Below are 26223 nucleotides of genomic sequence, written 5' to 3' on the forward strand. Positions count from 1 at the left end.
CGACCTAGCTCCTCCCGAACAGCCTCTCGATGTCGCTGAGCTTCAATTCGATATAGGTCGGCCGGCCGTGATTACACTGGCCGGAATTGGGCGTCACTTCCATCTGGCGCAGCAGCGCATTCATTTCCTCGGGCCGCAATTGCCGCCCCGATCGCACCGAATGATGGCAGGCCATGGTGGCGAGGAGATGATTGACGCGTTCCTCGACGGTCGCGGACGAATCTTCGCCGAGATCATCGGCGACGTCGCGCACCAGCCGCGCGATATTGCCGCCCGACAGCGCCGCCGGCACTTCGCGCACCACGATCGAGCCGTCGCCGAAAGGCTCGAGCACGAGGCCGAGCTCGGCCAGAAGCTCCTGCGCCTGCGCCAGCCGCTCGACCGACACCGCATCAAGATCGATGACATCGGGAATGAGCAGCGGCTGGGTGGCGATGCGTTTTCCCGCCCGCTCCGCCTTCAGCCTTTCATAAACGAGGCGCTCATGCGCGGCATGCTGGTCGACGATGACGATGCCGTCCTGGGTCTGCGCCAGAATATAGTTCTCATGGAACTGGGTGCGCGCCGCGCCCAGCGGATGCGGCGCGTCCGCTGCCAGCGGAATATCCGCGACGCGGGCCGAGGCGACATTGTCCATGACGAAAGCCGCCTGCTCTTCCGCCATGCCGGGTGAAGCGGGTGCGAATCCTGTCAGGGCAGTTTCGAATGCATCATTATTGTAGCGCGGCCGTGGCGGCACGATCGGCCTCAGCACGCCGAGTGTCGCGGAGGTGAGGCCCGCCGCCGTCTTGCGGCTCGATTTGCCGAGCGCCTCACGGATCGAGGAGACGATGGCGCCGCGCACCAAAGCTGAATCGCGGAAGCGCACCTCGGCCTTGGCCGGATGGACATTCACATCGACGAAGGCGCTCGGGCATTCGATGAAAAGGCAGACGGCGGGGAAACGTCCGCGCATCAGGAGATCGGCATAGGCGCCGCGAATGGCGCCGGCGAGCAGCTTGTCGCGCACCGGCCGGCCATTGACGAAGAAGAACTGCAGGCCCGCTTGGGCGCGGTGATAGGTTGGCAGTGTCGCCAGGCCCCAGATGCGGAACGGCTCTTTGCCGCCTTCGAAATCGACCATATTGGCGAAGACCTCTTCGCCCATGATCCGCTCGATGCGCCGCCGGCGCCCCTTCTCATCCGCACTCTCGGGCGGCAGATCGACGAGGACGCGCTCTTCCGAGGTGAAGCTCCAGCCGACCTGCGGCGCCGAAAGCGCCAAGCGGCGCACCACATCGGCGGCTTCCGCCGTCTCGGCGCGCGGCGACTTCAGGAATTTGAGCCGCGCCGGCACGGCGAAGAAGAGATCGCGGACCTCGACCACCGTGCCGTCGATGCGCGCCGACGGCATCGGCTCGGCCTTGCGGCCGCCCGAGACATCGATCTTCCAGCTGTCGTTTTCAGCACGGGCGCGTGAGGTGAGCGTCAGTCGGCTCACCGAGCCGATCGAGGGCAGCGCCTCGCCGCGGAACCCCAGCGTCTTGATCTCGATCAGCTCGTCATCGGCGAGCTTCGAGGTGGCATGGCGCTCGACCGCAAGATCGAGCTCGTCACGCTCCATGCCCTCGCCATCGTCACTGACACGGATCAGGCTGCGGCCGCCGTCGCGGAAAGCGATGTCGATCTGGCGCGCGCCGGCATCGACGGCATTCTCCGCCAGCTCCTTGACGACGCTCGCCGGGCGCTCGATCACCTCGCCCGCCGCGATGCGGTTGGCGATGCCCTCCGGAAGTCTACGAATCTTCATGGGAGACGAGTTTAGTGGCCTATGACGCCAAGCGCCAATCCGCCGTCTGGGCCGTCAGGTCGAGAAAGGCGCGCACTTTACCGGGCAGCAGGTGGGCGGTGGGATAGACCACATGGATCGGCATGGGCTCGGGCGCGAAAGGCCCAAGCACCTCGACGAGGCGGCCTTCCCGGATCGCGTCGCGGACCTGGTAATAAAGCACCCGGGCGATGCCGGAGCCCGCCAGCACCCAGGAAATGGCGGCATCGCCATTATTGACGATGAAACGCGGCTCGATACGGACCTTGCGGCCCTCTGAGAAGGACCATTCGAAGGACTGGGCCACCGGTGCAAAAGCGATGAGGCTGAATTTCGCCAGGTCATCGGGATGGAGCGGAATACCGGCCTTGGCCAGATAGGCCGGGCTCGCGACCAGAGCCCGCCGCGTTTCGCCGAAACGGCGGGCCACCAGCTGCGAATCCGGCAAATGGCCGATCCTGACCGCAAGGTCATGGCCCTCCTCGACCAGGCTGATGAACCGGTCCGAGAGGGTGAGGTCGATCGAGACTTCCGGGTAACGCGCGACGAAATGGCTGAGCAGCGGCGCCACATGGAGGCGGCCGAAGATCACCGGCGCCGTCACCGAGAGCCTTCCGCGGGGCGGCGCCTTCTCGTCCTGGACCGCAAGCTCCGCCTCGTCGAGTTCGGCCAGTATCCGCCGGGTGCGCTCGAGGAAACGGCTTCCCGCATCGGTGAGGCTGATCGAGCGGGTGGTGCGGTTGAACAGTCTGGCGCCGAGATGGGATTCCAAAGCGGCGATCTGGCGCGACATGACCGAGGGCGACAGGCCCAGCTTCCGGGCTGCCCGGGTGAGGCTTTCGGCCTCGCAGACGGCCACGAAGGCCGTCATGGCATCGAAGCGGTCCATGATTAATGCAGAAATAGCAATAATCTTTTGTCCAGCCAACAGATTATCATTCCACACGGAATAATTATCTTTGCTGCATGAGCACCCCTTCCAGCGACATCGCCTTCACCCCCCGCATCAAAGCCATCCAGGCCGAGCGTGGTTCGCGCCCGAATTACGCCCGGATGGAGGAACGCGGCGGCTTCCGCACCGAGCTGACCGAGGATCTGGCCCAATTCCTCGCCGGCATCGACACAGCCTTTCTGGCGACCGCCAATGCGGCGGGGCAGCCCTATACCCAGCATCGCGGCGGCCCCAAAGGTTTCATCAAGATCCTGGGGCCCAAAACGCTGGGCTTCGCCGACTACAAAGGCAACCGGCAATATATCACCACCGGCAATCTCGCCGAGAATGACCGCGCCTTCCTCTTCCTCATGGACTATGCGCATCGCCGGCGGGTGAAGCTCTGGGGCCGCGCCCGGGTGGTGGCAGACGACGACGCGCTCGTCGCCCGGCTCATGCCGGAGGATTACGAGGCCCGGCCCGAGCAGGTCATCCTGTTCGAGGTCGAGGCCTGGGACATCAACTGCCCGCAGCATATTCCGCAGAAGATCGACGGCGCCGACGTGGCACGCGTCCTCGCCGAACTCCAGGAACGCATCGCAGTGCTCGAGGCGGAGAATGCCCGCCTGCGCGCGGGTCCCGTCTGACGCGGACCCGGGAACTTTTTGTCGGATACGTTCTTATCCTCTTGCGGGATTTTTACCGGCAATGAGAATTCAAGGAGGTCCGGATGAAAGGTCGTGCCATCTTTTTCTCTGTGTTTCTGCTCTGTGGAGCGGCACAGGCTCAAAGCGATGACAAGACGGTCCTCATCGGGCCGTGGAAGATCGAGGCGAGCTTCACCAAGGAGCAGAAATTCGACCGGTGCATGATGAGCCGCATGGTCGACAATGGGGTCACGGCGAGTTTCGCGCGCGACAATTCAGGCACTGCGCTGATCATGACGTCCGAGCGCTGGAAGCTCGATAGCGGCAAGACCTATCCGGTGGAATTCCTGGCGGGCAAGACCAGCTGGAAGACGGATGTCACGGCGACCGCCGACACGGTGCGCGTGGCCCTGACGGACGAGCGTTTCAACAAGGCGCTGCGCAACGCCAATCGTCTCGACGTGAAGGGCGCCGGCGCCACGATCAGCGTCCCGCTCGACAAGAGCGCCGCCGCTCTGGCACGGCTCGAGAGCTGTTATGAAAACAACAGGAATGCGAGCGAGACAAATCCGTTCGAAGCGCCGAAGCCTTAAGGCTGCTCTCCCTCCGCCGCCGAAGGCGGGGAGGGTGGCGCGCGGAACGCGCGACGGGTGGGGGCGCCCCGCAGGCGAGCTCCATCGGACCTGTTGATCAAGACCTCTCGGTGGAGAAACCCCACCCGTCCGCCCGTTGGGCGGCCACCCTCCCCGCGCTTCGCGCGGTGGAGGGAGAGAGCGTAGTCAATTCGCCGAGGGTGTGATCCCCACCGGCTTGCCGACCACCGTGACGATGAGCTTGTCGGGATCGGAGATGCTCTTGGCCTGGGCCTTTGCCTCATCGAGCGTCACGGCTTCGATCATCCCGTTGCGGCGGTTGATGTAGTCGATGCCGAGATTGTCCTGCTGGATGGCGAGCAGCTGGCTGGCGATCTTGGAATTGGAATCGAAGCGCAGGGCATAGGAGCCGGTGAGATAGGTCTTGGTCTCGGTGAGCTCGGCGGTGGTCGGACCTTCATCGGCGAATTTCTTCATCGTGTCCTTGACCACGGTGAGCGCCTCGCCCGCCTTTTCGTTGCGGGTGCCCAGCTGGCCGAAGACGAGGCCGGCATGGTCGAAGGGATAGAGCCCGATCGACACGCCATAGGTCAGCCCGCGCTTCTCGCGCACCTCATCGGTGAGGCGCGAGCCGAAGCCGCCGCCACCCAGAATGAAACTCGTGACATAGGCCGGGATGAAATTCGGATCGGCGCGCAATATGCCGTCATGGCCGAAGGTGATGATGCTCTGCGGAATATCGCGGTCGATGACCTGGGTCGACGCTTTGTCCACGACATGGATCATCGTCGCCGGCTTCGGCGGCTCGGTATCGGGAAGGTCGCCGAAGGTTTCGTCCAGGAGCTTGGCCAGAGTGTCGGCGTCGATGTCGCCGACGACCGCCACCTTCAGGCCCTTGCGCGAGAAAAGCTGCTTGTGCATGGCGCGCAGATCGTCCTGGGTGATCGTCGCCAGGGACGCGACGGTGCCTTCTGATTCCCGTGCATAGGGATGATCGCCAAATGCCTTCTGCATCCAGGCGCGCGAGGAAATATTCTCCGGCTCCTCCTCATTCTGGCGCGCGCTGACCAGAAGCTGGTCGCGCACCCGATCCATCGGATCCTTGTCGAAGCGGGGTTTCGCCAGCGCGAGCCTGAGCAGCGCGAAGGATTCATCGCGCTTGGCGCTGAGCGTCTGGAACGAGCCCTGGAACTGGTCGAAGCTCGAATCGAACGACATCTTCATCGCCAGATCGTCGCGCTGGGTCTGGAAAGCCGCCGAATCGAGATCGCCGGCGCCTTCATCCATCATCGCGGTAATGAAGTTGGCGGTGCCTTCCTTGCCCTTAGGGTCGTTCGTCGCCCCACCCAGGAACGAGAACTGCATGGCGATGAGCGGATTGGTGTGGTCCTCCACGAGCCAGGCGGTGATCCCGCCCTTGCTCTTCACTTCCTTGATCTCGATCGCCTGGGCGGGAAGGACATAGATCGCGAGAACGGCAACTGCCGCGAGCAACGGATGGAACGGGCGCATCACGAGCCTCATGGATTATTGTTCGGGGGAATTCGAGATCGAGGGTGTTGCGGGCGCGCCGCCACCCGCCGCGGCGCCGGCCGCCGGCAGCAGCACACCGGTCGCCGAGCGCTTGATATCGAGCGTCTTGGCTGCTGCCGCCTTCACCTGATCGAGCGTCACCGCTTCGATGCGCGAGGGCCAGTCGAGCACGTCCTGCACGGTGGTGCCGGTGGTGAGCGCCGTGCCGAAGCTGCGTGCCATATTGCCCTGGTTGTCGCGGGCATAGATGGTGTTGGCGATGAGCTTCGTCTTGGCGCGCTTCAGCTCCTCGTCGGTGATGCCGTTCGCCTTGATGTCATCGAGGACGGCGTCGATCTCGGCCTCGACCACATCGACCTTGCCGCCCGGAACGGGCGAGCCATAGACGCCGAAGGTTCCGGAATCGAGACCATCGCCCGAATACCAGGCCGCGGCGTAGGACGCGATGCGCTTCTCGACCACTAGCTTCTTGTAGAGGCGGCTGGTGGCGCCGCCGCCCATCGCCTCGGCCAGCACGTCGAGCGCTTCCGCCTCGCCTTTCGCCGCCGTGGCATAAGAGACGCTCAGATATTGGCGCTGGACGAGAGGCGAAGCAGCGCGGGCATCCGTCAGGGTGACGCGACGCGGGGCGATCGGCTCAGGCTCATCGGTGCGTACCCTGGACGTCACGTCGAAGGTGTTGGCGAGCTTGCCGTAATGCTCCTCGGCGAGCTTCTGCACTTCATCCTTCGTCACGTCGCCGGCGACGACCAGGATCGCATTGGCGGGCGTGTAATGCGCCTTGTAGAAAGTGATCGCATCTTCGCGGGTGAGCTTGTTGACCTCGGACATCCAGCCGATCACCGGCTTGCGATAGGGATGGGCGAGATAAAGGATGGCGTCGAGCTGTTCGCCGAGCAGGCTCGAAGGGTCATTGTCGGTGCGCTCGCGGCGCTCCTCCTCGACCACCTTGAGCTCGGGCAGCACATTCTCGTCCTTGAGAACGAGATTCTGCATGCGGTCGGCTTCGAGATCCATCACCAGGCCCAAGCGGTCCTTGGCGATGCGCTGGAAATAGGCGGTGTAGTCCTTCGACGTGAAGGCGTTATCCTCGCCGCCATTCTCGCGGATGATGCGGTTGAAGGCGCCGGGCGGATATTTATTGGTGCCCTTGAACATCAGATGCTCGAGGAAATGCGCGATACCGGCCTTGCCCTGCGGCTCATCCGCCGAGCCGACACGGTACCAGACCATGTGGGTGACGACGGGGGCGCGGTGATCGGGGATCACCACCACCTGCATGCCGTTGTTGAGGGTGAAGGTCTCGGCCAATGGCTGCTGCGCCGAGGCGGGAAGCGGCCCGGCGACGGTCGCGAACAGGCACAGGCCAGCGAAAGCGGCGAGGAGTCCGCGGCGCTTGAATCTCATGAGGTCACCCTTGGATGGTATGTCGGGATGGCGTGATGACATTGGGAAGAGTCGCCATCACACTTTTTCATTTTTGTTGGCGCATGATATCTTCGGAAAACCGGTGTCCACTTTTCCGGATCATGCGCTATTCGTCCTTGAACACGTTGCCCATGTTCCAGATCGTGCCGTAATTCGGATTGGCCTTGCGCTTCTCGGCAAGCTGCGCGGCATGCAGCTCCTTGAAGAGCTGGTTCTCCGACTTGGGCTTGCCGTCCGGTCCCGTTTTCGAGATGCCGTATTTCTCATAGACATCCTGCTGGGGCTCGGCGCCTTGCGCCGGCGGCGGATTGGCGGAAGCGGTCTTCACCGGGGCCGGCGCCGGTTCCGGCGTGGGCTGCGCCTGGTCCATGGCGGGCTCGGCCGGGGCCGCGGCCACCGTATTGAGCTGGCCATCCTCGGCCACTTCACCGGTGGGCGGGCGCAGATTGAGATCGGGCGGCATAGCCAGATTACGGTTGGTGCGCACCTGGGTTTCATCGGGAGTCGCGGATTTTCCTGCGCCCAGCAAATCCTGCATCTTGGTCTCGGAGCAGCCGGCGACAGCAAGCGCCGCCGTAAGGCTGAGGGCGAGGCCAAAGGCCGTTTTCATGATGTCGCGTATCCCTTCAGAAAGAAACCCGGCTGTGGGGCTGTTGCCGTGAAATTGCCCCGGCAATCGGGCATTTCCGTGGCCGCTAAAGCGCTTCCCGCCAAAGTTGCTCGACTTTGGCGACAAGGAATCGCTCAGGTACTAACTACCTCGACCCTCGGTAAAGGATTCATAAACCAAGAGCCCTACCCCGGCAACGATGGCTACATCGGCCAGGTTAAAAATGTACCAGTTGAAGTTCCCGACATGGAACGAGAAAAAGTCGGCCACCGCGCCATAAACCGCCCGGTCGAAGGCATTGGCCAGAGCCCCGCCGAGGATGAAGCCGATTCCCGCCGCGGTGACGGGGCGCGACACTTTGGCGAGCCAGATCCACATGCCGGCGCTGATGGCGAGCGCCATGGTGATCAAGAGGCCTTGCGAGGCGCCGCCCGACAGCCAGCCATAGGAAACGCCCTGGTTCCAGGCGAGCACCAGGTCGAAGACCGGCAGCAGCACCACCGGCTGGCGGGCCTCGATGTCGAAGACATGCAGCATCCACCATTTGAAGGTCTGGTCGACGCCGAAAGACAGAGCGGCGAAGACCAGCCCCAGGACCGATAGCGCCCCCCAGAGCCTCACGCGAAGAGCTTCTTGCTGTGGCGCTTCTCCCACTCGCGCACCGCATCGGCGTCGCGCGGCGTGATATCGGGGAACTCCTTGTCGCTGCCCACTTCCGGCGTGATCTTCCAGGAACGCGCGCATTTGCGGCCCTGGGCCGGCTTGAAGACGACGGCGACGCCCTTCACGTCATCGAGACGGAAGGCATCGGCGGGTCCATCGCCTTCGACCAGCGTCGCGTCGGAAGTGATCGCCATCTCGGCGATGTCGAGACCCTTCAGCACTTTGAGCGCATCGGCATCGGACACATGAATCTCCGGCGCCGCCTCGAGCGAAGAGCCGATCGTCTTCTTCACCTGGCGCTCGATTTCGAGCGCGCCGGTGATGACGCGGCGCACGTCACGGATTTTCTGCCACTTGGCGGCGAGATCGGCATCGACCCATTCGGCCGGCGGCTTGGCGAACTGCATCAGATGGACGGAGCTCATTTCGCCTGGGAAACGCGACAGCCAGACTTCCTCGGCGGTGAAGCAGAGGATGGGGGCGAGCCAGGTCGAGAGGCAGTGGAAGAGCTCGTCGATCACGGTACGGCAGGCGCGCCGGCGCAGCGAGGACGGCGCATCACAATAAAGTGTATCCTTGCGGATATCGAGATAGAGGGCCGAGAGATCGACATTCATGAAATTGAGCAGCGTGGCGACGACCTGCTTGAAGTCATAAGCGCGATAGCCTGCCAGCACGCTGGCATGGATGTCGGCCAGCATATGGAGCACATAACGCTCGAGCTCCGGCATGTCCTTCTGATCGAGGCGCTCGGCCTCGTCCCAGCCATCGAGCGCGCCGAGGAGATAACGCAAGGTGTTGCGCAGCTTGCGATAGGCCTCGACATTGCTCTTGAGGATTTCCGGGCCGATGCGCTGATCATCGACATAGTCGGTGGAGGATACCCACAAGCGCAGAATGTCGGCGCCCGACTGCTTGATCACATCCTGCGGGAAGACCTGGTTGCCGAGCGACTTCGACATCTTGCGGCCGTCCTCGGCCATGGTGAAGCCATGGGTGATGACAGTCTTGTAGGGCGCCCTGCCCCTGGTGCCACAGGATTCGAGCAGCGAGGAGTGGAACCAGCCGCGATGCTGGTCGGAGCCTTCGAGGTAAACATCGGCGGGCCAGCGCAGATCGGGGCGCTTCTCCAGCACGAAGGCATGGGTCGAGCCCGAATCGAACCAGACGTCGAGAATGTCGTTCACCTTCTCCCAGTCATGGGTGTCGGTGACGCGGTCCTTCAGGAAGCGCTCATGCGCGCCCTCGGCGAACCAGGCATCGGCGCCCTCGGTCTCGAAGGCCGTGGCGATGCGCTCATTCACTTCCGGATCGTTGAGCACGAGGCCGGTCGCCTTGTTGACGAAGACGCAGATCGGCACGCCCCAGGCGCGCTGGCGCGAAATCACCCAGTCGGGCCGCGCCTCGATCATGCCGCGCAGGCGGTTCTGGCCGGCGGGCGGCACGAAATGCGTGTCGTCGATCGCTTTCAGCGCCTTGGCGCGTAAGCCGTCCGTCTCGCCGTCGCCCATGGAGATGAACCATTGCGGCGTGTTGCGGAAGATGATCGGCTTCTTGGAGCGCCAGCTATGCGGATATTGATGCTTGAGGCGGCCGCGCGCGATGAGCGCGCCCGCGGCGATGAGCGCCTGGATGACCGCTTCATTGGCGTCACCCTTCTCGCCCTTGTCGGTCAAGACGCGCTTGCCGGTGAAGCCCGGCGCCTCATTGGTGAAGGTGCCGTCGCCATCGACGGTGAAGGGAATATCGGTCTTGATGCCCATCGACTTGAGTTTGCCGATATTGGCTTCCCACACTTCGAAGTCGTCGGCGCCGTGGCTCGGCGCCGTATGAACGAAGCCCGTGCCGGCATCGTCGGTGACATGATCGCCCGGGAGCAGCGCCACCCGGAACTCGTAACCGAGACTGCTGAGCGGATGCGCGCAGGTGGCGATGGTCGCGATATCGACATCGCTCAAACGGCTGAATTCCTCGACGCGGCTCGCCTTGAAAGTCTCCGCCGCCAGATTGTCGGCGAGGATCAGACGATCGCCGACCTTCGCCCAATTGTCGGCAGCGGCCTTGGTGACCTCATAAAGACCATAGGCGATCTTCGGCGAATAGCTGATGGCGCGGTTGCCGGGGATGGTCCAGGGCGTGGTCGTCCAGATCACCACACTAGCTTTGGCAAGGTCGCCCTTGGGCGCGGTGCCGTCGGCCATGAAGGTGACCGGGAATTTCACATGGATCGTGTCGCTGGTGTAATCCTGATACTCGACCTCGGCCTCGGCGAGCGCGGTCTTCTCGACCACCGACCACATGACCGGCTTCGAGCCCCGGTATAGTTGTCCGCTCGTCGAGAACTTCAGCAGCTCGCGGGCGATCTGCGCCTCGGCGGCGAAGCTCATCGTCGTATAGGGATCCTTCCAGTTGCCGATCACGCCCAGCCGCTGGAACTCCTCCGACTGGATCCCCATCCAGTGCTCGGCGAAAGCCCGGCACTCTTTACGGAACTCGTTGATCGGCACCGCATCCTTGTTGCGGCCCTTGGCGCGGTACTGCTCCTCGATCTTCCATTCGATGGGCAGGCCATGGCAGTCCCAGCCGGGAACGTAATTGGCATTCTTGCCCGACATCTGCTGCGAGCGGACGACCAGGTCTTTGAGGATCTTGTTGAGGGCGGTGCCGATATGGATGTTGCCATTGGCATAGGGAGGGCCGTCATGAAGGATGAACAGCTCTCTGTCCTTGGCCTCCTCGCGCAGCCTGGTGAACAGGTCCATGCCCTGCCAGCGCTTGAGAATCTCCGGCTCCTTCTGCGGCAGGCCAGCCTTCATCGGGAAGGCGGTCTTGGGCAGAAACAGGGTCTCGCGGTAGTCGCGCGCCGGGTTTTCAGGCTTGTCGTTCATGTCGGTAAATCAGGCTTTTGAGGGTGATTGGTCGGGCGCGCTTGTAACAGCGAAAGGCGCCAGGGGAAAGGGCGGCGTTGCCGGCATTGCAAGCCTGCGCCGAGGCATGAGATTGTTGGGAAATACCAATGGCAGAGTTCACCCTTATTTCCCTGCTCCGCCGCCTTCTGATCGTCTAACCCCTTGATCTTGCTGGGCCGGCTTCAGATTTCTCGAAAATTCCCTGTAAATCCCTGCAAATCCCTGTATTTGCCTCGTCCTGCCCCAGGGTGATGATGATGAATTGGTTTGTCCGGCTTCTGGCTTTTCTTCTCATCGGATCAGCAATCGCTTCGGCTGACGAATTGCCGAAAGAGCCGCAATTGCGCATCGATGGCGGCATGCACACGGCGTCCATCCGGCGCCTCGATGTCAGCGCCGACGGCAAGATCCTGGTCACCGGCTCCGAGGACAAGACGGTCCGGATCTGGTCCCTCCCCGACGGGCGCCTGCTGCGTACTTTGCGCATGCCTTCGGCGCCGGGCGATGTCGGCAAGGTTTTCGCGGTGGCCCTGAGCCCGGATGGCAGACTGGTGGCGGTCGGCGGCTGGGACGATGCCGATGCAACCACGCTTGATTACTATGTCCATATCTTCAACCGTGAAACCGGTCGCCTGGAGGGCCGCCTCGGACCACATCCGCAGGTCGTCGATGAGCTGACCTTCTCACCCGACGGCAAACGCCTCGCGGTCGGCCTCGGCGACAAATCCGGCATCGCCGTGTGGGACGTGGCCGAGTGGCGGCAAATCATGGCCGATGGCGATTATGGCGACCAGGTGAACGGCATCGCCTTCAGCCCGACCGGCGAGATGGCCGTCACCTCGCATGATGGCGGCCTCAGGCTTTATTCGACCCAGTTCGAGCTTCTGGGACGCATCGTGGCGCCGAGCAATGACCGGACCGAAGGCGTCGCCTTCTCGCCCGATGGAACGAAGCTGGTGGTCGGTTATGTCGGCACCATGGCGGTCGACATCCTCGACGCCAAGAGCCTCCAGCTTCTCTACCGGGCCGACACCAGCGGGCTCGATATCGGCGATCTCGCGGCGGTCGCCTGGTCGGCGGATGGTCAGATGATCTTCGCCGCCGGCGACTACTACACACGCGGCGGCACGGAAGAACGGATGCAGATGTTCGCCTGGGGCGATGAAGGCCGCGGCGAGCGCCTCGCTGTCGATGCCGCCGGCAATACGGTAATGGATCTGAAAGCCATGCCGGACGGTGGCGCCGTCATCGCCGACGCCAATTCCGGCTTCACTGTCTACGACGCGAAAGGCGACGTCGTCCTGCGCAAGACCAGCATCGCCGCCGATCTGCGTGGCGAGCTCGGCGACGCCTTCACGGTGAGCGAGGACGGCACAAGGGTGCGTTTCGGCCTTGGCATAGAAGGACAGGATCCTTGGCTCTTCGACATGGCGACGCTGCGCTTCGCCGAATCGCCCGAACCACCACCCGGCGATCTCAAACCCGCCAATATCGACAAGCTCCCGGTCGAGGACTGGAACAGCCGGGATGATCCGACCTTGAGCGGCGCGCCGCTGCAACTCGATCACAATGAAACGAGCCGCGCGCTCGCCGTCGAAGAGGATGGCGAGACCTTGGTGCTCGGCACCGACTTCGCGCTCAGGCGTTATACGAAGAAGAGCACACCGCTCTGGCGGGTCGCGGTCTCCTCCATCCCTTGGGGCGTCAACATCACGGCCAAGGACCAGTTGCTGATCGCCGCCCAGACCGACGGCACCATCCGCTGGTATCGTCTGGCCGATGGCAAGGAATTTTTAGCGCTCTTCGTCAACGCCCTCGACAAGAGATGGATCGCCTGGACGCCGTCCGGCTATTACGCCGCTTCGCCGGGTGGTGAGGATCTGATCGGCTGGCAAGTCAATCGCGGCGTCGAGGAAGCGCCGGACTTCTTCCCGGCGAGCCAGTTCCATGAGCGCTTCTACCGGCCGGATATCGTGCGCGAGGTGCTCAATACTTATGACGAAGAACCGGCGATCAAGGCCGCCAATGCCAAGGCGAAGCGGCCGGCGCGCAAGGACGACATCGCCGCCGCGCTGCCCCCCGTGATCGAGATCGCGAGCCCGGGCGACCGCACGTCGGTGACCGACACCGTGGTGACGCTCTCCTATCGCGTGCGCACGCCGGACGGCCAGCCGCCCGAGGCGATCGAAGTCCTGATCGACGGCCGTCCGCAAGGCCAGCGCGGCGCCGCCGTCGTCAATGAAGACGAAAGCCTGAGCCTCGATGTGACGATCCCGGCCCGTGATGTGGAGGTCTCCCTCATCGCCAAGCAGGGCGACCAGGTGAGTGTGCCGGCGCGCATCGCGCTCAAATGGGCCGGGCCTCCCTCCGAGGATCAGATCAAGCGCAAGCTCTATGCGGTGTTCGTCGGCATCAGCGATTATGACAAGGCCGGCCTCAAGCTCAGCTTCGCCGATGATGACGCGCGCGACTTTTCCGAAAACGCCAAGGCGCAGGCCGGCCGCCTCTATGAGGCGGTCGATGTGAAGCTGCTCACCGACAAGGACGCCAGCGCCGAGAATATTCGCGGCGCCCTGGGCTGGCTTGAGGAAAAGGTGGGGCCTGAGGATGTCGGCCTGCTTTTCATGGCGGGCCACGGCATCACCGACGCCAAACAGCGTTTCTATTTCCTGCCCGTCGGCGGCGATCCCGAGGATCTGCGCGGCACATCGATCGGCGAATCCGAGATCCGTGAAACCATATCGGCGCTCGCCGGCAAGGCGCTCTTCTTCATCGATGCGTGCCATTCCGCCGACAGCCTCAAGGGCGATGTCGCGGCGGCCGATGTGACGGCGGTGATCAACCGTATGGCGCGCGCCGACTCCGGTGTCATCATGTTCGCCTCATCAGGCGGCAATGAATTGTCGCTCGAGCGTTCCGACTGGAGCAATGGCGCCTTCACCGAAGCGCTGCTTGCCGGAGTCATGGGCGGAGCGGACTACGAGAAAGACGGCAGCATCTCGACCGCCGAGCTCAATCTGTGGCTCTCGACGCAGGTGAAGAAGCTCACTCAAAACCGCCAGAATGCCGTGATGCTCAAGCCCGACACGGTGCCGGATTTTTCGATCGCACGGATCCCCTCACCCTGAGGTGCGAGCGCAGCGAGCCTCGAAGGGTATCGTGCAGCAGGCGCGCTCTATCTGAAGGATGCTTCGAGGGCCGCTTCGCGGCCACCTCAGCATGAGGATATCTGAGCGCGTCACATCTCAAACGACTGATAGACCAGATGGGCGAGCGAGACGATATCCTCGCGACCCGTCTCACCGGCGATGACGAAGCCCAAGGGGCCATCGAGCCAGTAGCAGGCCGTCACATTGTCCTTCTGGGTGACCAGGAAGGCGGTCTCCTTGTTGGTCTGGTTGGCGGCGACAAAGATGGTGATGCGGCGCTTGGCCTGGTCCTCATACATGAGCTGGGCCGCCGGTTGGGCGCCGGCCGCCAGAAGGCGACCGCCCATGAAGGTGTAGCCGCGGGCGGTGAGATCGGGGACGACGAGCTTCTGGCCGATGCGCTTCGACAGCCAGGTGGTCAGATGGTCGCCGTCGCTGGCGGCGACCTCGACGGCATGGCGGTTTTCATGCGTGTAGATCTCATGCGCCTCGATGGCCAGATCGGCGAACTGCTTGGCTTGCGGCGCGCTCATCTGCAGATTGGCGAACCAGCCGGCGCCGGCGCCGATGATCAGGAGAGCGAGGGCCGCGGCAATGGCCCAGGGCGACAGCGTGAAGCCCCGGCGATGGCGGAGCGCCGCCTTGATCTGGGCCGGCACGGGCTCGTCGAGCACCGGATCGAAGGCCTCCTTCAGCCACGCCTTCTGGCGCCGCCAGGCTTCTACCTTGGCGCGCGCCTCGGGGTCCTCGGCGAGGCGCTCGTCAAGCGCACGTCCCTCTGACCCTGCGATCTCGCCATCGGCGTAGGCGTGCAAGGACCAGTCTTCGTTGTGGTTGGGCTCCGTCATTTCACTCGTCTCAAGGAGGGTTTCGCCCCCTCGCCTATCAATTCACGCAAGGCGCCGCGCGCCCGCGACAGACGCGACATCACGGTTCCCACCGGCACGCCGGTGATCTCGGCGACATCGCGATAGCTCATATCCTCCAGCGCCACGAGGATCATCACCTCGCGCTGCTGATCGGGCAGGCGGTCGAGCGCGCTCGCCACCTGCAGAAGTAATGTCTCGCCCTCCTGGGTGGGCTTCAGCATCACCTCGGGATCGGAGAGGTCGTCCACCGTCTTAACGATCCCGGCCCGCCGCTCACGCCTCAGACCACTGACATGGATGTTGCGCAGCACGGTGTAAAGCCAGGCCCTCAGCGGCCTTGTCGGGTCATAGAGATGGCTCTTCACCAGCGCCCGCTCGACGCAATCCTGGACAAGATCGTCCGCCAGCGCCGGATCGCCGGTCAGAGCCCGGGCAAAACGGCGCAGGTAAGGCAATTCGGCTGTGAGATCCGTGCGGAAATTCATCTCCGACCTTTAATCCCAGTTACAGCGCCCGGCGGCAGTTTATTCCATGGCGCCAGCGGGCGCATGTTCCGAGTGACGGCGCCGGATGCTCAGTACGATCAAGGTGATGACGGCGACCGTCGCCACGATCACACCAGCCTTGAGATATTTGGCACCGAAGGGCACCGCATCCTCGGGCAGGACCTCGAGCACATAACCCAGGAGGCTCGCCACATAATAACTGATGGCGGCAATCGAGAGCCCCTCGACCGTCTGCTGCAGGCGCAGTTGGAGACGGGTGCGCTCGCTCATCGCCTTGAGCAGATCGCCATTCTGCTCCTCGACATCGATATCGACGCGGGTGCGCAGCAGATTGGCGGCATGCATGAGCTTGGCGGAGAGATCGGTCTGGCGGTCCTGCATGCTGAAGCAGGTGCGCAAGGCCGGCATCAGGCGGCGGTCCATGAAGCCGCTGATGGTCTGATGATCGCCGATCGGCGTCTCGCGCAAGGAAGCGAGCCGGGCGCGCACGATCTCGGCATAGGCCCTAGTGGCGCCGAAGCGGAAGCGCGACTGGCTGGCGCCCGCCTCGAGCTCGCCCGCCACCGCCATCAGGCGCTGCAGCAAGGCCTTGTTGGCGGCGAGACCTTCGCTCTTCGTCATCTCGGCGGTGATCTCGCCGAGCGTCTGCTCGATGCGGCGCACCACCGGCTGGAGCCGTTGCGCTTCCGGAAGACCGAGCAGGCAGAAGGTGCGATAGGTCTCGAGCTCGAGGAGCTGCTGCACGAAGATGCCGGCGCGCAAGGTCGACATGCCGCGGTCGAGGACCAGAAGCCGCACGAAGCCGTCGCTCGCGGCGAGAAAATCGGTGGCGGCGCGCGCGTCACCGGCTTCGGTCTCGAAGGCGACGAGGCTCGTCGGGTCGAACACTTTCTGCCAGTCGCCGCCGTCCGCTTCAGAGAGGAGATGAAGATCGGCGGCCACCAGCAAGGGACCTGGCTGCGGCAACTGCTGCATCAGCTTCTGCAATTCGCTGGTCGGACGGCCGAAGGGCGAACGGTCGTGATTGGCGAATTCCCAAGTGTAGGTGGTGAATTCGGCATGCTGCTCCCAGCGCAGGGCCGAATCCGGAAAGGTGATGCGGTAATGTTTCGAGGCGGCGTCGGGACCGCGGTGGCCCCGCGCGGCGACAAACTCACCGAAGGCCAGGCGATCACGGGCGGCGAGATCGGCGTCGGTCATGAACGCGAAATGCAGGATGCGCAAAGGCGGCGCGATGGCCGCGAAAGGCCGCGCATGCACCTCGCTCAGAACGGCGCCGCGCAAGGGATGCGGCTCGAGAGTCATTACTGTCCTCCACTCCGCAAAAAGCGGAAGCGGCGGAGCATAGTCGGATGATCGCGCCACGGCATGTGTCGCCGGGTCGCAGATTGATCTGCTTAATCAGCGGGCATTTGCTCGACGGCGTTGCGCAGGCCCTGGCGCAGCTCCTGCATCTTTTCGTTCAGCGCGATCAACTCCGGCACCGTGAAGCCGGAATGCCGCAGCAGCGCATCGGTCAGGCAGCCGGTCTTTTCACGAAGCTCGTTGCCCTTTGACGTCAGATGTACTTCGACTTGCCGCTCATCGGTGGTGCTGCGCTGGCGTTGGACGAAACCCGCCGCCTCGAGCCGCTTGACCGCCGGCGTGATGGTGCTGGGCTCGAGCGCCAGCCGGTCGGCGATCGCGGTGATCGTCAGCCCACCCTGCTCCCAGAGCGCGCTCAGGACGAGATATTGGGTGTAGGTCACGCCCAGCGCGTCGAGCATCGGTTTATAGAGGCGGTTCACGGCGATGGCCGTCGAATAGATGGAAAAACAGAGCTGGCTGTCCAGCGGCAAAGGCGATGGGGCGGTCATTTCCTTGATCTCCAGGTGTCTGGCCAGATCATTACCACAAAAATATATATCGCGATAAAGATTCCTCTTTACAAGGCACTCAAGCTAGCCTATCAAATAATTATCGCGATAATGATTATCGCAAAAATAACGAAAGGAAACTCAAATGACCAAGTCCCTGATCGCCGCCGCCAGCCTTGCTCTTGCCGCCACCACTTTGAGCCCGGTTCAGGCCGCCCCCGCCGCCAAGAATGTCATCCTCGTGCATGGCGGCTTCGTCGACGGCTCCGGCTGGCAGGGCGTCTACAACATTCTGAAGAAGGACGGCTACAACGTCACCATCGTCCAGAACCCCACGACCTCACTCGCCGACGATGTGGCCGTGACCAAGCGCGCCATCGACCAGCAGGACGGCCCGGTCATCCTCGTCGGCCATTCCTATGGCGGCGTGGTCGTCAGCGAGGCCGGGACGAATGAGAAGGTGAAGGCGGTCGTCTATATCGCCGCCTTTGCGCCCGACAAGGGCGAGTCGGTCTCGAGCCTGATCGCCAATCCGCCCGCCGGCGCCCCGGTGCCGCCGATCCTGCCGCCTGTCGACGGCTTCCTGATGCTCGACAAGGCGAAGTTCGCCGCCACCTTTGCCGCCGATGTCGATGCCGGCACCGCCGCTTTCATGGCCGACTCGCAGGTTCCGTGGGGCGTTGCCGCGCTGACCGGCGCCGTCACCGTTCCCGCCTGGAAGAGCAAGCCCAGCTACTATCTCGTCGCCAGCGACGACCACATGATCCCGCCGCCGGCCCAGCGCATGATGGCCGAGCGCGCCGGCGCCACCGTCGTCGAAACCGCCGGTAGCCACGCCATCTATGTCTCGAAGCCGGAAGCCGTGGCCCAGATCATCGAAAAAGCCGCGCAGTAAAAATCAAACCGCACAAGAGCCCCGGAGCATCCGTGCTCCGGGGCTTTGACGTGTCCCTACCCGGTCCATTTCTGGCGCATGGTCACCAGCTCTTCAGCGGCGGTCGGATGGAGCGCCATGGTGGCGTCGAAATCGGCCTTGGTGGCCCCCTTCCTCACGGCGATGGCGAGAAGCTGCGCCATCTCGCCGGCATCGGGGCCGATAATGTGACAGCCCAGCACCTTGTCGCTGGCGGCGTCGACGACGAGCTTCATCAGCATGCGCTCGTCGCGCCCCGTCATGGTGTGGCGCATCGGGCGGAATGTCGTCTTGTAGATGTCGATCTCGGGATGGAGTTCGCGCGCCTGCGTCTCAGTCAAGCCGACAGTACCGATCTCGGGCTGCGAGAAGACGGCGGTCGGCACATTGCTGTGATCGACGGCGATGTTGCGGCCGCCGAACACGGTGTCGGCGAAGGCATGACCCTCGCGGATAGCGACCGGCGTCAGATTGAGCCGGTTGGTGACATCGCCAACCGCATAGATATTGTCGACCGTGCTGCGCGAATATTCGTCGACCTTCACGGCGTAATGCGGCGTCAGCTCGACACCGGCCTTCTCGAGATCGAGCCCTAAGACATTGGGAATACGTCCCGTCGCGTACATGATCTGGCCGGCGCCGAAGACGGCGCCGTCACTACAGGTGATACGCACGCCGTCGCCCGATTTCTCGATCTTCTCGACGTCACAGCGCAGGCGGAACTCGATGCCCTTCTTCTTCATCTCGGCGGCGAGATGATCGCGCAGATCCTCGTCGAAGCCACGCAGGATCTTCTCACCGCGATAGATGAGCACCGTCTCGACGCCGAGATTATTGAAGATGCCGGCGAATTCGACCGCGATATAGCCGCCGCCGACGATACAGATGCGGCGCGGCAGCTGCTCGAGATGGAAGGCCTCGTTCGAGGTGATGGCGAGCTCGCGGCCCGGCAGATGCGACGGCACGAAAGGCGTGGCGCCGGTGGCGATGAGGATATATTTGGCGGTGACCTTGCGGCCGTCGGAGAGCGCCACCGTGTGGCGGTCTTCAAGGACGGCGCGCCCCATGATCAGCTCGGCGCCGGCGTTTTCGAGATTGCGAATATAGGCCTTGTTGAGCCGGTCGATCTCCTTGTCCTTGTTGGCGACAAGCGTCTGCCAGTCGAAGGAGACTTTCTCGGTGGTCCAGCCGAAGCCGGTCGCATCTTCGAAGGCTTCCGCGTACTGGCTCGCATAGACGAAGAGCTTCTTCGGCACGCAGCCGCGGATCACGCAGGTGCCGCCGACGCGATATTCCTCGGCGACAGCGACTTTGGCGCCGTGCTGGGCGGCGATGCGCGCGGCGCGGACACCGCCCGAGCCGGCGCCGATGACGAAGAGATCGTAATCGTATTGGGTCATTTCTTCAGGGTCTCGACGCCGTTTTCGGTGGCGATGATGGCGATGCTCGCCATGCCGATAAAGAGGCCATGTTCGACGACGCCCGGAATGGAGGACAGCGCCGCGGCGAGCTTCTCCGGATTATGGATGTGGCCCAAAGCGCAATCGAGGATGACATTGCCATTGTCGGTGACGAAAGGCTTGCCATCGCGCATGCGCACAATGAGCGGGCCCTTATTGCCCGACCAGGCGAGCGCCTGGTCGATCTTGATGCCGGTCGCCTTGAGGCCGAAAGGCACGACCTCGACCGGCAAGGGATACTTGCCCAGTGTAGCCACCTTCTTGCTGTCATCGGCGATGACGATCATCTGGCGCGACGACGATGCGACGATCTTTTCGCGCAACAAGGCCCCGCCACCGCCTTTGATGAGACGCAACTCGCTGTCGAGTTCGTCGGCGCCATCGACGGTGACGTCGAGCACCGGCGTCTCGTCGAGCGTCGTAAGCCTGATGCCGAGGCTTTCGGCCTGCTTGCGTGTCGCTTCCGAGGTCGGCACGCAGACGAGATCCCAGCCTTGCTTGACCTTCTCGCCCACCGCATCGACGAAATGCTTGGCGGTCGAGCCGGTGCCCAGGCCGAGCTTCATGCCCGAAGAGATATAAGCAACGGCGGCCAGCGCCGCGGCCTTCTTGCGATCATCAGATGTCATGAAGCCTCGGCGTTTTTGGGGGGGCGTTTGTTTGCCCTCTCCTCCGATGGAGGAGAGGGCCTGTTCCGTTTACGAGCCGAGACCACCCATCAGCATGTACTTGATCTCGGTGAATTCCTCGACGCCGTGGCGCGAGCCTTCGCGGCCGATGCCCGATTCCTTGACACCGCCGAAAGGCGCCACCTCGGTCGAGATGATGCCTTCATTGATGCCGACCATGCCATATTCGAGGCCTTCGGCGACACGCCAGATGCGGCCGATATCGCGCGAATAGAAATAGCAGGCGAGGCCGAATTCGGTGTCGTTGGCCATGCGGATCGCCTCTTCCTCGGTCGAGAAGCGGAACAGCGGCGCCACCGGGCCGAAGGTTTCTTCACGCGCCACCGCCATCTTGGTGGTGACGTCGCGCAGGATCGTCGGCTCGAAGAAATTGCCGCCGAGCTCCTTGCCGCCGACCACGATCTTGGCGCCCTTGCTGACCGCGTCATCGATATGCTCGCGCACCTTCTTCACCGCCGCCTCGTTGATCAGCGGACCGGTGGTGATGCCCTGCTCGACGCCATTGCCGACCTTGAGCTTGTTCACGGCTTCGGCGAATTTCGCGGCGAAGGCGTCATAGACCTTGTCCTGCACCAGGATGCGGTTGGCGCAGACGCAGGTCTGGCCGGCATTGCGATATTTGGACGCCATGGCGCCCTGCACCGCGGCATCGAGATCGGCATCGTCGAAGACGATGAAGGGCGCGTTGCCGCCGAGCTCGAGGCCGACCTTCTTCACCGTCGTGGCGCACTGCTGCATCAGCAGCTTGCCGATTTCGGTCGAGCCGGTGAAGGTCAGGATGCGGACCAGCGGGTTGGAGGTGAGCTCGGCGCCGATCGGGCGGGCCTTGCCGGTGAGAATATTGAAGACGCCGGCCGGAATGCCGGCGCGCTCGGCGAGCTCACACAGCGCCAGAGCCGAGAGCGGCGTTTCGCTCGCCGGCTTGCAGACGAAGGTGCAGCCGGCCGCCAGAGCCGGGCCCGCTTTGCGGGTGATCATCGCATTGGGGAAGTTCCACGGCGTGATGGCGGCAACGACGCCGATCGGCTGGCGGATGGTGACGATGCGGGCATGTGGCCAGGGCGAGGGAATGGTCTCGCCATAGATGCGCTTGGCTTCCTCGGCGAAGAACTCGACGAAGGAGGCGCCATAAGCGATCTCGCCGCGCGATTCGGCGAGCGGCTTGCCCTGCTCGGCCGTCATGATCTGGGCGAGATCTTCCTGATTCTCCATCATCAGGTTGAACCACTTGCGCAGAATCGCCGCGCGCTCCTTGGCGGGCTTGGCGCCCCAGGCCTTCTGGGCCTTGCCGGCGGCCTCGATGGCGGCCTTGGCTTCGGCCTGGCCGAGATTCGGCACCGCCGCGATGACGTCTTCATTGACCGGGTTGGTGACGTCGATCGTTTCCGTGCCCGACACCCACTTGCCGTCGATGTAGCATTTTTCCTTGAGCAGCGATTTGTCCTTCAGGATGTCCCTGAGCGCCTGGGTCTTGCGGATATCCATGATCCCGTCTCCTTGTCCGTTGGAACCGTCGATCCCTTGGGGATGAGGGCTCTATAGGTGAATATAGGGGGCGCGAGCCTAAGGCCTTGGCGCCTTCGCGGCGGCGTCTTAGCACAGAGGCACATCAAACCGCAAAACCTACCCCTCATGGCAGCCGCGCGGCCGCTGCCGCTTGCCAATCTGAGTTCCATTGCCGATAAGGCCCGCCATGACCCGCAAAGCCGTAATTTTCGATCTCGACGGGACCCTCGTCGACACCGCTCCCGATCTGTGGCGCGCCACCAATCATGTCATGTCCGAATGCGGGCGCCGCGTGGTGACGCTGGATGAAGTCAGGGCCTTTGTCGGCCACGGGGCGCGGAAACTCATCCAGCGCGGCCTCAAGGCGACCGGCGAGGAATATGACGCCCCCGCGATCGAGCCTCTCTATGAGAAATTCGTTGCCTATTACCGCGATAATATTGCCGTCGGCAGTGTGCCCTTCCCGGGCTGCCTGGCGCTGCTCGACCGCCTGAAGGCTGAGGGAATCAGCCTCGGCGTGTGCACCAACAAGCAGGAAGGCCTGTCGGTGAAGCTCATCGAGACGCTGGGCATGACCGCCTATTTCGACGCCATCATCGGGGCTGACACGATCGGCATCGCCAAGCCGGACCCGGCCCCCTATCGCGAGGCCTTGCGGCGGATGGACCGCCAGGGGGCGCCCTCGCTCCTCATCGGCGACAGCGAGACGGATGTGCTGACGGCGCGCGCCGCCGGCGTCCCGATCGTTGGCGTCACCTTCGGCTACACGCCCCGCCCGATCGCGGAATTCAGTCCCAACAGCCTGATCGACCACTTCGACGAGGCTTATGAGCCCATCATGGCACTGCTGGAGGGCTGAATCGGATAGACCGGACCGTTCAATTCTTGACTTTCCCGAAGCGGCGACCCTATATCGCGGCACCTTGGTACGGGCGATTAGCTCAGTTGGTAGAGCACTGTGTTCACATCGCAGGGGTCACTGGTTCGAGTCCAGTATCGCCCACCATCCTGCACTCATCATAGTAAGAGACAGCAGGCTTCCCCCGAATCCTCAACTATTGAGAATTATTGAGCCGTATCGCGCGTGAGCGAGAAGGTTGCCGCCTCGCGTCCGAAGCCCTAACCTGAGGCGTCGCTGCGTCATTTTTCTACAGGTCGCTTTTCTGCCGCTCGCCGCCAAAACCATCCAGATGCCCCGCAATCTTGTCCTGGTGCACAAACCGGGCTGGCAGGCGCCGGAAGACTTCATGGCGATTCGCGACCGGATATCCGCGACGGCACCGAATATCACGGTCATGATCGCCAATACGGCACAGCGCGACCCGCGGCTCGAGGAATTCGCCAGCCGGCGGCCGACCCTAATCGTTTCGCCGACCGCCTTGGGAGCCTTCGCCCCGCGCCGCGGCCGCCTCTACCAGGGACGCGCCATCAGCAAGGATGAGCAGCTGGCGCGGTTGGCGGCGCTCGGCATACCCGTTCCGCGCACCGCTATACTCAGTCCCGGCCTGGCCCTGGACCCGGCGGTCTGGGGATCTCATGTAATTATAAAGCCGACGAGCTCACGCTCGTCCGGCGGTGTCGGCTTCACGATCGTCCCGGCCGGCAAGGTCGGACTCAGGGGACCGGAAGACTACCCGGAGGGACATCCGGGCCGGCTCGCGCCGCTGATGGTCCAGCAATTCATCGTAACCGGCCCCAGCGCCCGTCATTACCGGGTCAACACGCTGTTCGGTCGGGCGCTGTATTGCCTTCTGAACCTCTCGACCGATTCCCTGCCGGATCTGGCCGCGGTCGGCGACTCACTGACCTCGGGGGCGCTCGCCACCAATTCCCATGACCCAGCCAAGCGCGGCTTTGAACTCGTCGCCGACGAAGATGTCCTGGCACTCGCCAAGCGGTGCCATGAAGCCTTTCCGGATGTGCCCCTCAAGGGCATCGACATCATTCGCGACCACCGGACGGGCCAGCTCTATGTTCTGGAGCTCAATTGCACCAGCAATACCTGGCATATCTCGTCGAACTACTTTGCCCCTTTCCGGAGCGGCCCAATAACGAAGGAAAAGATGATTGCGCAATTTGGCGCCTGGGACGTCGCCGCTACGACGCTGATCGAGCGTACGCGACTCGAGGCGGAATGAAGCTCTCCGCCCCGACGAGCTGGCGACTGTTTGTTCCACCTAACTTTATCAAGTGAAAACAATGAGATGAACACAATTTTGGTGATGGGCGGCGAGTGCCGCCGGCTTTAATATATGGATCTGACGGTCGCGTGGACGAGATATGGATCTGATCGCCAAGTGGGCTTGCCAGGCTTCTGCCGAGAGCCCTATCCGCCGGGCAAGTCAGGGTTAGCGATTCCTTATACCGCCCATTCAACACGTTTAAATTGCATATTCACATCCTAAAGTAGCGTATCGTGCTTTTTCCTTGAGAATTGGCCCTCAGTTAATGTGGCAAACCGGCAACACTCGCCAGGATTCTGACACGGTGCTGCCCAGGTTACTTGACGCTGGAACCCGCTGGGAAGAAGGTACGCCCATGCACGATTCATTCGTGCAGCCTTCCAGCACCGGTTTTGTAGGGGATCGGGGGGCCGCTTTAAACACTCCAAGAAGTGGGAGAGACATAAATGAAAATGATGAAGTGGGCGCTTCTGGGCGGTGCGGCGGTTGCCGTTACAGCCACCGCTGCTCGCGCTGACGATCTGTCGGCCTTGAAGGCGCAGATCGAGCAGCTGCAGTCGCGCGTATCGCAGCTTGAGGCTCAGCCGCAGGCTTCGATGCCGTCGGGCTACAGCCTCCTTTCGATCCGTGACGGTCAGGGCACCTATGAAGGTGTGCTCCCTGAGCGTACTGCCGATCGCGTTCGTGAAGAATCGGGCTTCACGCTCTCGGTCGTTCCGACGGCTGACGCGGCTCCGGCTGCTGAAGTGTCGGTGTCCGGCGAAATCCGTACCGCTCTGGTCTATACGGATGTCAACACTGACGACTTCGACGACAATCTCGACGTCAAGGTCCGTGGCCGTATCTTCATCAAGGGCAAAGCCGACACGGCTGTCGGTGAAGTCGGTGGTTATTTCCGTCTCCAGGCTGATGGCGGCGGCAACTTCTCGGATTATTCCGAAGCCACCAAGATGAACAAAGCTTATGGCTGGTGGAAGTTCGCTCCGGAATGGGAGCTGATGGCCGGCTACAACGACAACACCGCTGCTCTGCAGGTCGGTTGGGACTGGCTCGCGGCTTCTGGCCCGGTGTCGTCCTTCGGCCCGTCGAACATCAACAACGAGCAGATGCGCCTGACCTATTCGTCCGGCCCGCTGTCCTTCGCGATCGCGGTTGAGGATCCGGACTCCTTCGGTGGTTCGCTCGGCCTCGACGTCAATGGCAACGGCAAGTTCGACAAGGGTGATGTCGCTGCGATTTCCGGCAGCGCCGACACCGCCGATATCCCGGCTGTCGAAGCCTACCTGATGTATTCGTCTGATGCCTTCACCGCTCAGATCGTCGGCCTCTACCAGACCGATGACTTCGGCGATGATGACGACTGGGCGATCGGTGGCGGCGCCACCGTTGGTCTCGGCGAAATGTTCCAGCTGACGGCCGGCGCGGTCGTTGGTCAGGGCACCAGCCAGTACGCCAACAACATCGGCCCGGCTACGGCTGATGAAGATTTCTGGGGCGCGTCGGTCGGCTTGCTGGCCAACCTCTCGGAAGACACCCGGTTGGAACTGGGCGTCGGCTACGAAGACTATGACAATGCGGGTAACGCCCTCGGCTTCGGCGGCGGCGTGTACTGGGATCCGGTCAGCCAGGTCACCCTGGGCATCGGCGCCACGTACATCGATCGCAACGATATCTCGAAGCTCGCGGTTGTTGACACCGATCCGGATCCGGTCGGCATTGACAACGAAATTCAGTTCGTCGATCAGGATGACGCGGACAGCCTCGAAATCTTCTTCGGCACCTGGCTGCGTTTCCCCTAACGAATTGAGGGTTGATCTGGCGTCCGTCGCTCCCGCTTCAGACGCCAGTCGATCCCCTGCAAAAGGGCTCCCATTGCATATCGCGATGGGGGCCTTTTTTCATTGATGCCTATGCGTGATTCAGCTGTCCGCCTGTGTCGAGGCGCGAAGCCGGCGCTGGGTTCTCAGCGCC

Annotated in this window: 21 protein-coding genes and 1 tRNA gene; 8 read left to right on the forward strand and 14 right to left on the reverse strand. The window is 63.0% G+C overall.

Features of this window, described 5'->3' with window-relative positions:
• Positions 1–4 precede the first annotated feature (4 nt).
• Positions 5–1789 carry a DNA mismatch repair endonuclease MutL gene (gene mutL / locus JHL16_RS24070; protein WP_200187448.1) on the reverse strand — a complete coding sequence of 595 codons (1785 nt, stop codon included), beginning with the start codon at positions 1787–1789 and terminating at the stop codon, positions 5–7.
• A gap of 19 nt (positions 1790–1808) precedes the next feature.
• Positions 1809–2696, reverse strand: coding sequence for a LysR family transcriptional regulator (locus JHL16_RS24075; protein ID WP_200187449.1), 888 nt, complete (start codon positions 2694–2696; stop codon positions 1809–1811).
• A gap of 77 nt (positions 2697–2773) precedes the next feature.
• On the opposite strand from JHL16_RS24075, the gene JHL16_RS24080 reads away from it, so the two are divergent.
• Together JHL16_RS24080 and JHL16_RS24085 are read left to right on the forward strand one after the other, a co-directional pair.
• On the forward strand, positions 2774–3385 hold the full coding sequence (locus JHL16_RS24080) for a pyridoxamine 5'-phosphate oxidase family protein (RefSeq protein WP_200187450.1): 612 nt from the start codon (positions 2774–2776) through the stop codon (positions 3383–3385).
• Between the two features lie 83 nt (positions 3386–3468).
• Positions 3469–3978, forward strand: coding sequence for a hypothetical protein (locus JHL16_RS24085; RefSeq protein WP_200187451.1), 510 nt, complete (start codon positions 3469–3471; stop codon positions 3976–3978).
• A 186-nt stretch (positions 3979–4164) separates the two neighbouring features.
• Here JHL16_RS24085 and JHL16_RS24090 read toward each other — a convergent pair whose 3' ends face one another.
• The 5 genes from JHL16_RS24090 to ileS form a co-directional block, all read right to left on the reverse strand.
• Positions 4165–5490, reverse strand: a complete 1326-nt coding sequence (locus JHL16_RS24090) for a M16 family metallopeptidase (protein WP_200187452.1) — start codon at positions 5488–5490, stop codon at positions 4165–4167.
• Between the two features lie 15 nt (positions 5491–5505).
• The gene (locus JHL16_RS24095) at positions 5506–6918 is read right to left on the reverse strand and encodes a M16 family metallopeptidase (protein WP_200187453.1); all 1413 of its coding nucleotides are present in this window, start codon (positions 6916–6918) and stop codon (positions 5506–5508) included.
• 127 nt (positions 6919–7045) lie between these two features.
• Positions 7046–7549, reverse strand: a complete 504-nt coding sequence (locus tag JHL16_RS24100) for a hypothetical protein (protein ID WP_200187454.1) — start codon at positions 7547–7549, stop codon at positions 7046–7048.
• 141 nt (positions 7550–7690) lie between these two features.
• Positions 7691–8170 carry a signal peptidase II gene (gene lspA, locus JHL16_RS24105; RefSeq protein ID WP_200187455.1) on the reverse strand — a complete coding sequence of 160 codons (480 nt, stop codon included), beginning with the start codon at positions 8168–8170 and terminating at the stop codon, positions 7691–7693.
• Positions 8167–11100: an isoleucine--tRNA ligase gene (gene ileS / locus JHL16_RS24110; RefSeq protein ID WP_200187456.1), complete on the reverse strand. Its 2934-nt coding sequence runs from the start codon at positions 11098–11100 to the stop codon at positions 8167–8169. Before ileS ends, lspA begins: the two co-directional genes overlap by 4 nt.
• Before the next feature lie 278 nt (positions 11101–11378).
• Between ileS and JHL16_RS24115 the strand changes: the two genes are divergently transcribed.
• The gene (locus tag JHL16_RS24115; RefSeq protein ID WP_200187457.1) at positions 11379–14249 is read left to right on the forward strand and encodes a caspase family protein; all 2871 of its coding nucleotides are present in this window, start codon (positions 11379–11381) and stop codon (positions 14247–14249) included.
• Positions 14250–14359: 110 nt separating this feature from the next.
• Here the strand turns inward: JHL16_RS24115 and JHL16_RS24120 are convergent, their stop codons facing one another.
• The 4 genes from JHL16_RS24120 to JHL16_RS24135 all read right to left on the reverse strand — a co-directional run bounded on the left by JHL16_RS24120 (position 14360) and on the right by JHL16_RS24135 (position 17501).
• Positions 14360–15118 carry an anti-sigma factor family protein gene (locus JHL16_RS24120; protein ID WP_200187458.1) on the reverse strand — a complete coding sequence of 253 codons (759 nt, stop codon included), beginning with the start codon at positions 15116–15118 and terminating at the stop codon, positions 14360–14362.
• Positions 15115–15624, reverse strand: a complete 510-nt coding sequence (locus tag JHL16_RS24125; RefSeq protein WP_200187459.1) for a sigma-70 family RNA polymerase sigma factor — start codon at positions 15622–15624, stop codon at positions 15115–15117. Before JHL16_RS24125 ends, JHL16_RS24120 begins: the two co-directional genes overlap by 4 nt.
• Before the next feature lie 39 nt (positions 15625–15663).
• Complete coding sequence (locus tag JHL16_RS24130; RefSeq protein WP_200187460.1) at positions 15664–16950, reverse strand: DUF3422 family protein; 1287 nt, start codon at positions 16948–16950, stop codon at positions 15664–15666.
• 92 nt (positions 16951–17042) lie between these two features.
• On the reverse strand, positions 17043–17501 hold the full coding sequence (locus JHL16_RS24135; protein ID WP_200187461.1) for a MarR family winged helix-turn-helix transcriptional regulator: 459 nt from the start codon (positions 17499–17501) through the stop codon (positions 17043–17045).
• Positions 17502–17646: 145 nt separating this feature from the next.
• Here JHL16_RS24135 and JHL16_RS24140 point away from each other — a divergent pair, with 145 nt between their 5' ends.
• On the forward strand, positions 17647–18396 hold the full coding sequence (locus JHL16_RS24140) for an alpha/beta fold hydrolase (RefSeq protein ID WP_200187462.1): 750 nt from the start codon (positions 17647–17649) through the stop codon (positions 18394–18396).
• Between the two features lie 56 nt (positions 18397–18452).
• Here the strand turns inward: JHL16_RS24140 and gor are convergent, their stop codons facing one another.
• The 3 genes from gor to JHL16_RS24155 form a co-directional block, all read right to left on the reverse strand.
• Positions 18453–19814: a glutathione-disulfide reductase gene (gene gor, locus JHL16_RS24145; RefSeq protein WP_200187463.1), complete on the reverse strand. Its 1362-nt coding sequence runs from the start codon at positions 19812–19814 to the stop codon at positions 18453–18455.
• A complete protein-coding gene (gene rpiA, locus JHL16_RS24150; protein ID WP_200187464.1) occupies positions 19811–20503 on the reverse strand; it encodes a ribose-5-phosphate isomerase RpiA in 693 nt (230 codons plus the stop codon). Before rpiA ends, gor begins: the two co-directional genes overlap by 4 nt.
• 69 nt (positions 20504–20572) lie before the next feature.
• Complete coding sequence (locus JHL16_RS24155; protein ID WP_200187465.1) at positions 20573–22048, reverse strand: NAD-dependent succinate-semialdehyde dehydrogenase; 1476 nt, start codon at positions 22046–22048, stop codon at positions 20573–20575.
• Positions 22049–22256: 208 nt separating this feature from the next.
• Here JHL16_RS24155 and gph point away from each other — a divergent pair, with 208 nt between their 5' ends.
• The 4 genes from gph to JHL16_RS24175 all read left to right on the forward strand — a co-directional run bounded on the left by gph (position 22257) and on the right by JHL16_RS24175 (position 26051).
• On the forward strand, positions 22257–22928 hold the full coding sequence (gph, locus tag JHL16_RS24160; protein WP_200187466.1) for a phosphoglycolate phosphatase: 672 nt from the start codon (positions 22257–22259) through the stop codon (positions 22926–22928).
• Positions 22929–22999: 71 nt separating this feature from the next.
• Positions 23000–23075, forward strand: a tRNA-Val gene (locus tag JHL16_RS24165).
• Positions 23076–23316: 241 nt separating this feature from the next.
• Positions 23317–24207, forward strand: coding sequence for an ATP-grasp domain-containing protein (locus tag JHL16_RS24170; protein ID WP_200187467.1), 891 nt, complete (start codon positions 23317–23319; stop codon positions 24205–24207).
• Between the two features lie 491 nt (positions 24208–24698).
• Positions 24699–26051 carry a porin family protein gene (locus JHL16_RS24175; RefSeq protein WP_200187468.1) on the forward strand — a complete coding sequence of 451 codons (1353 nt, stop codon included), beginning with the start codon at positions 24699–24701 and terminating at the stop codon, positions 26049–26051.
• Positions 26052–26223 lie beyond the last annotated feature (172 nt).

It is taken from the genome of Taklimakanibacter albus (genome assembly GCF_016595235.1).
In the GTDB taxonomy this organism is placed as follows: domain Bacteria; phylum Pseudomonadota; class Alphaproteobacteria; order Rhizobiales; family Aestuariivirgaceae; genus Taklimakanibacter; species Taklimakanibacter albus.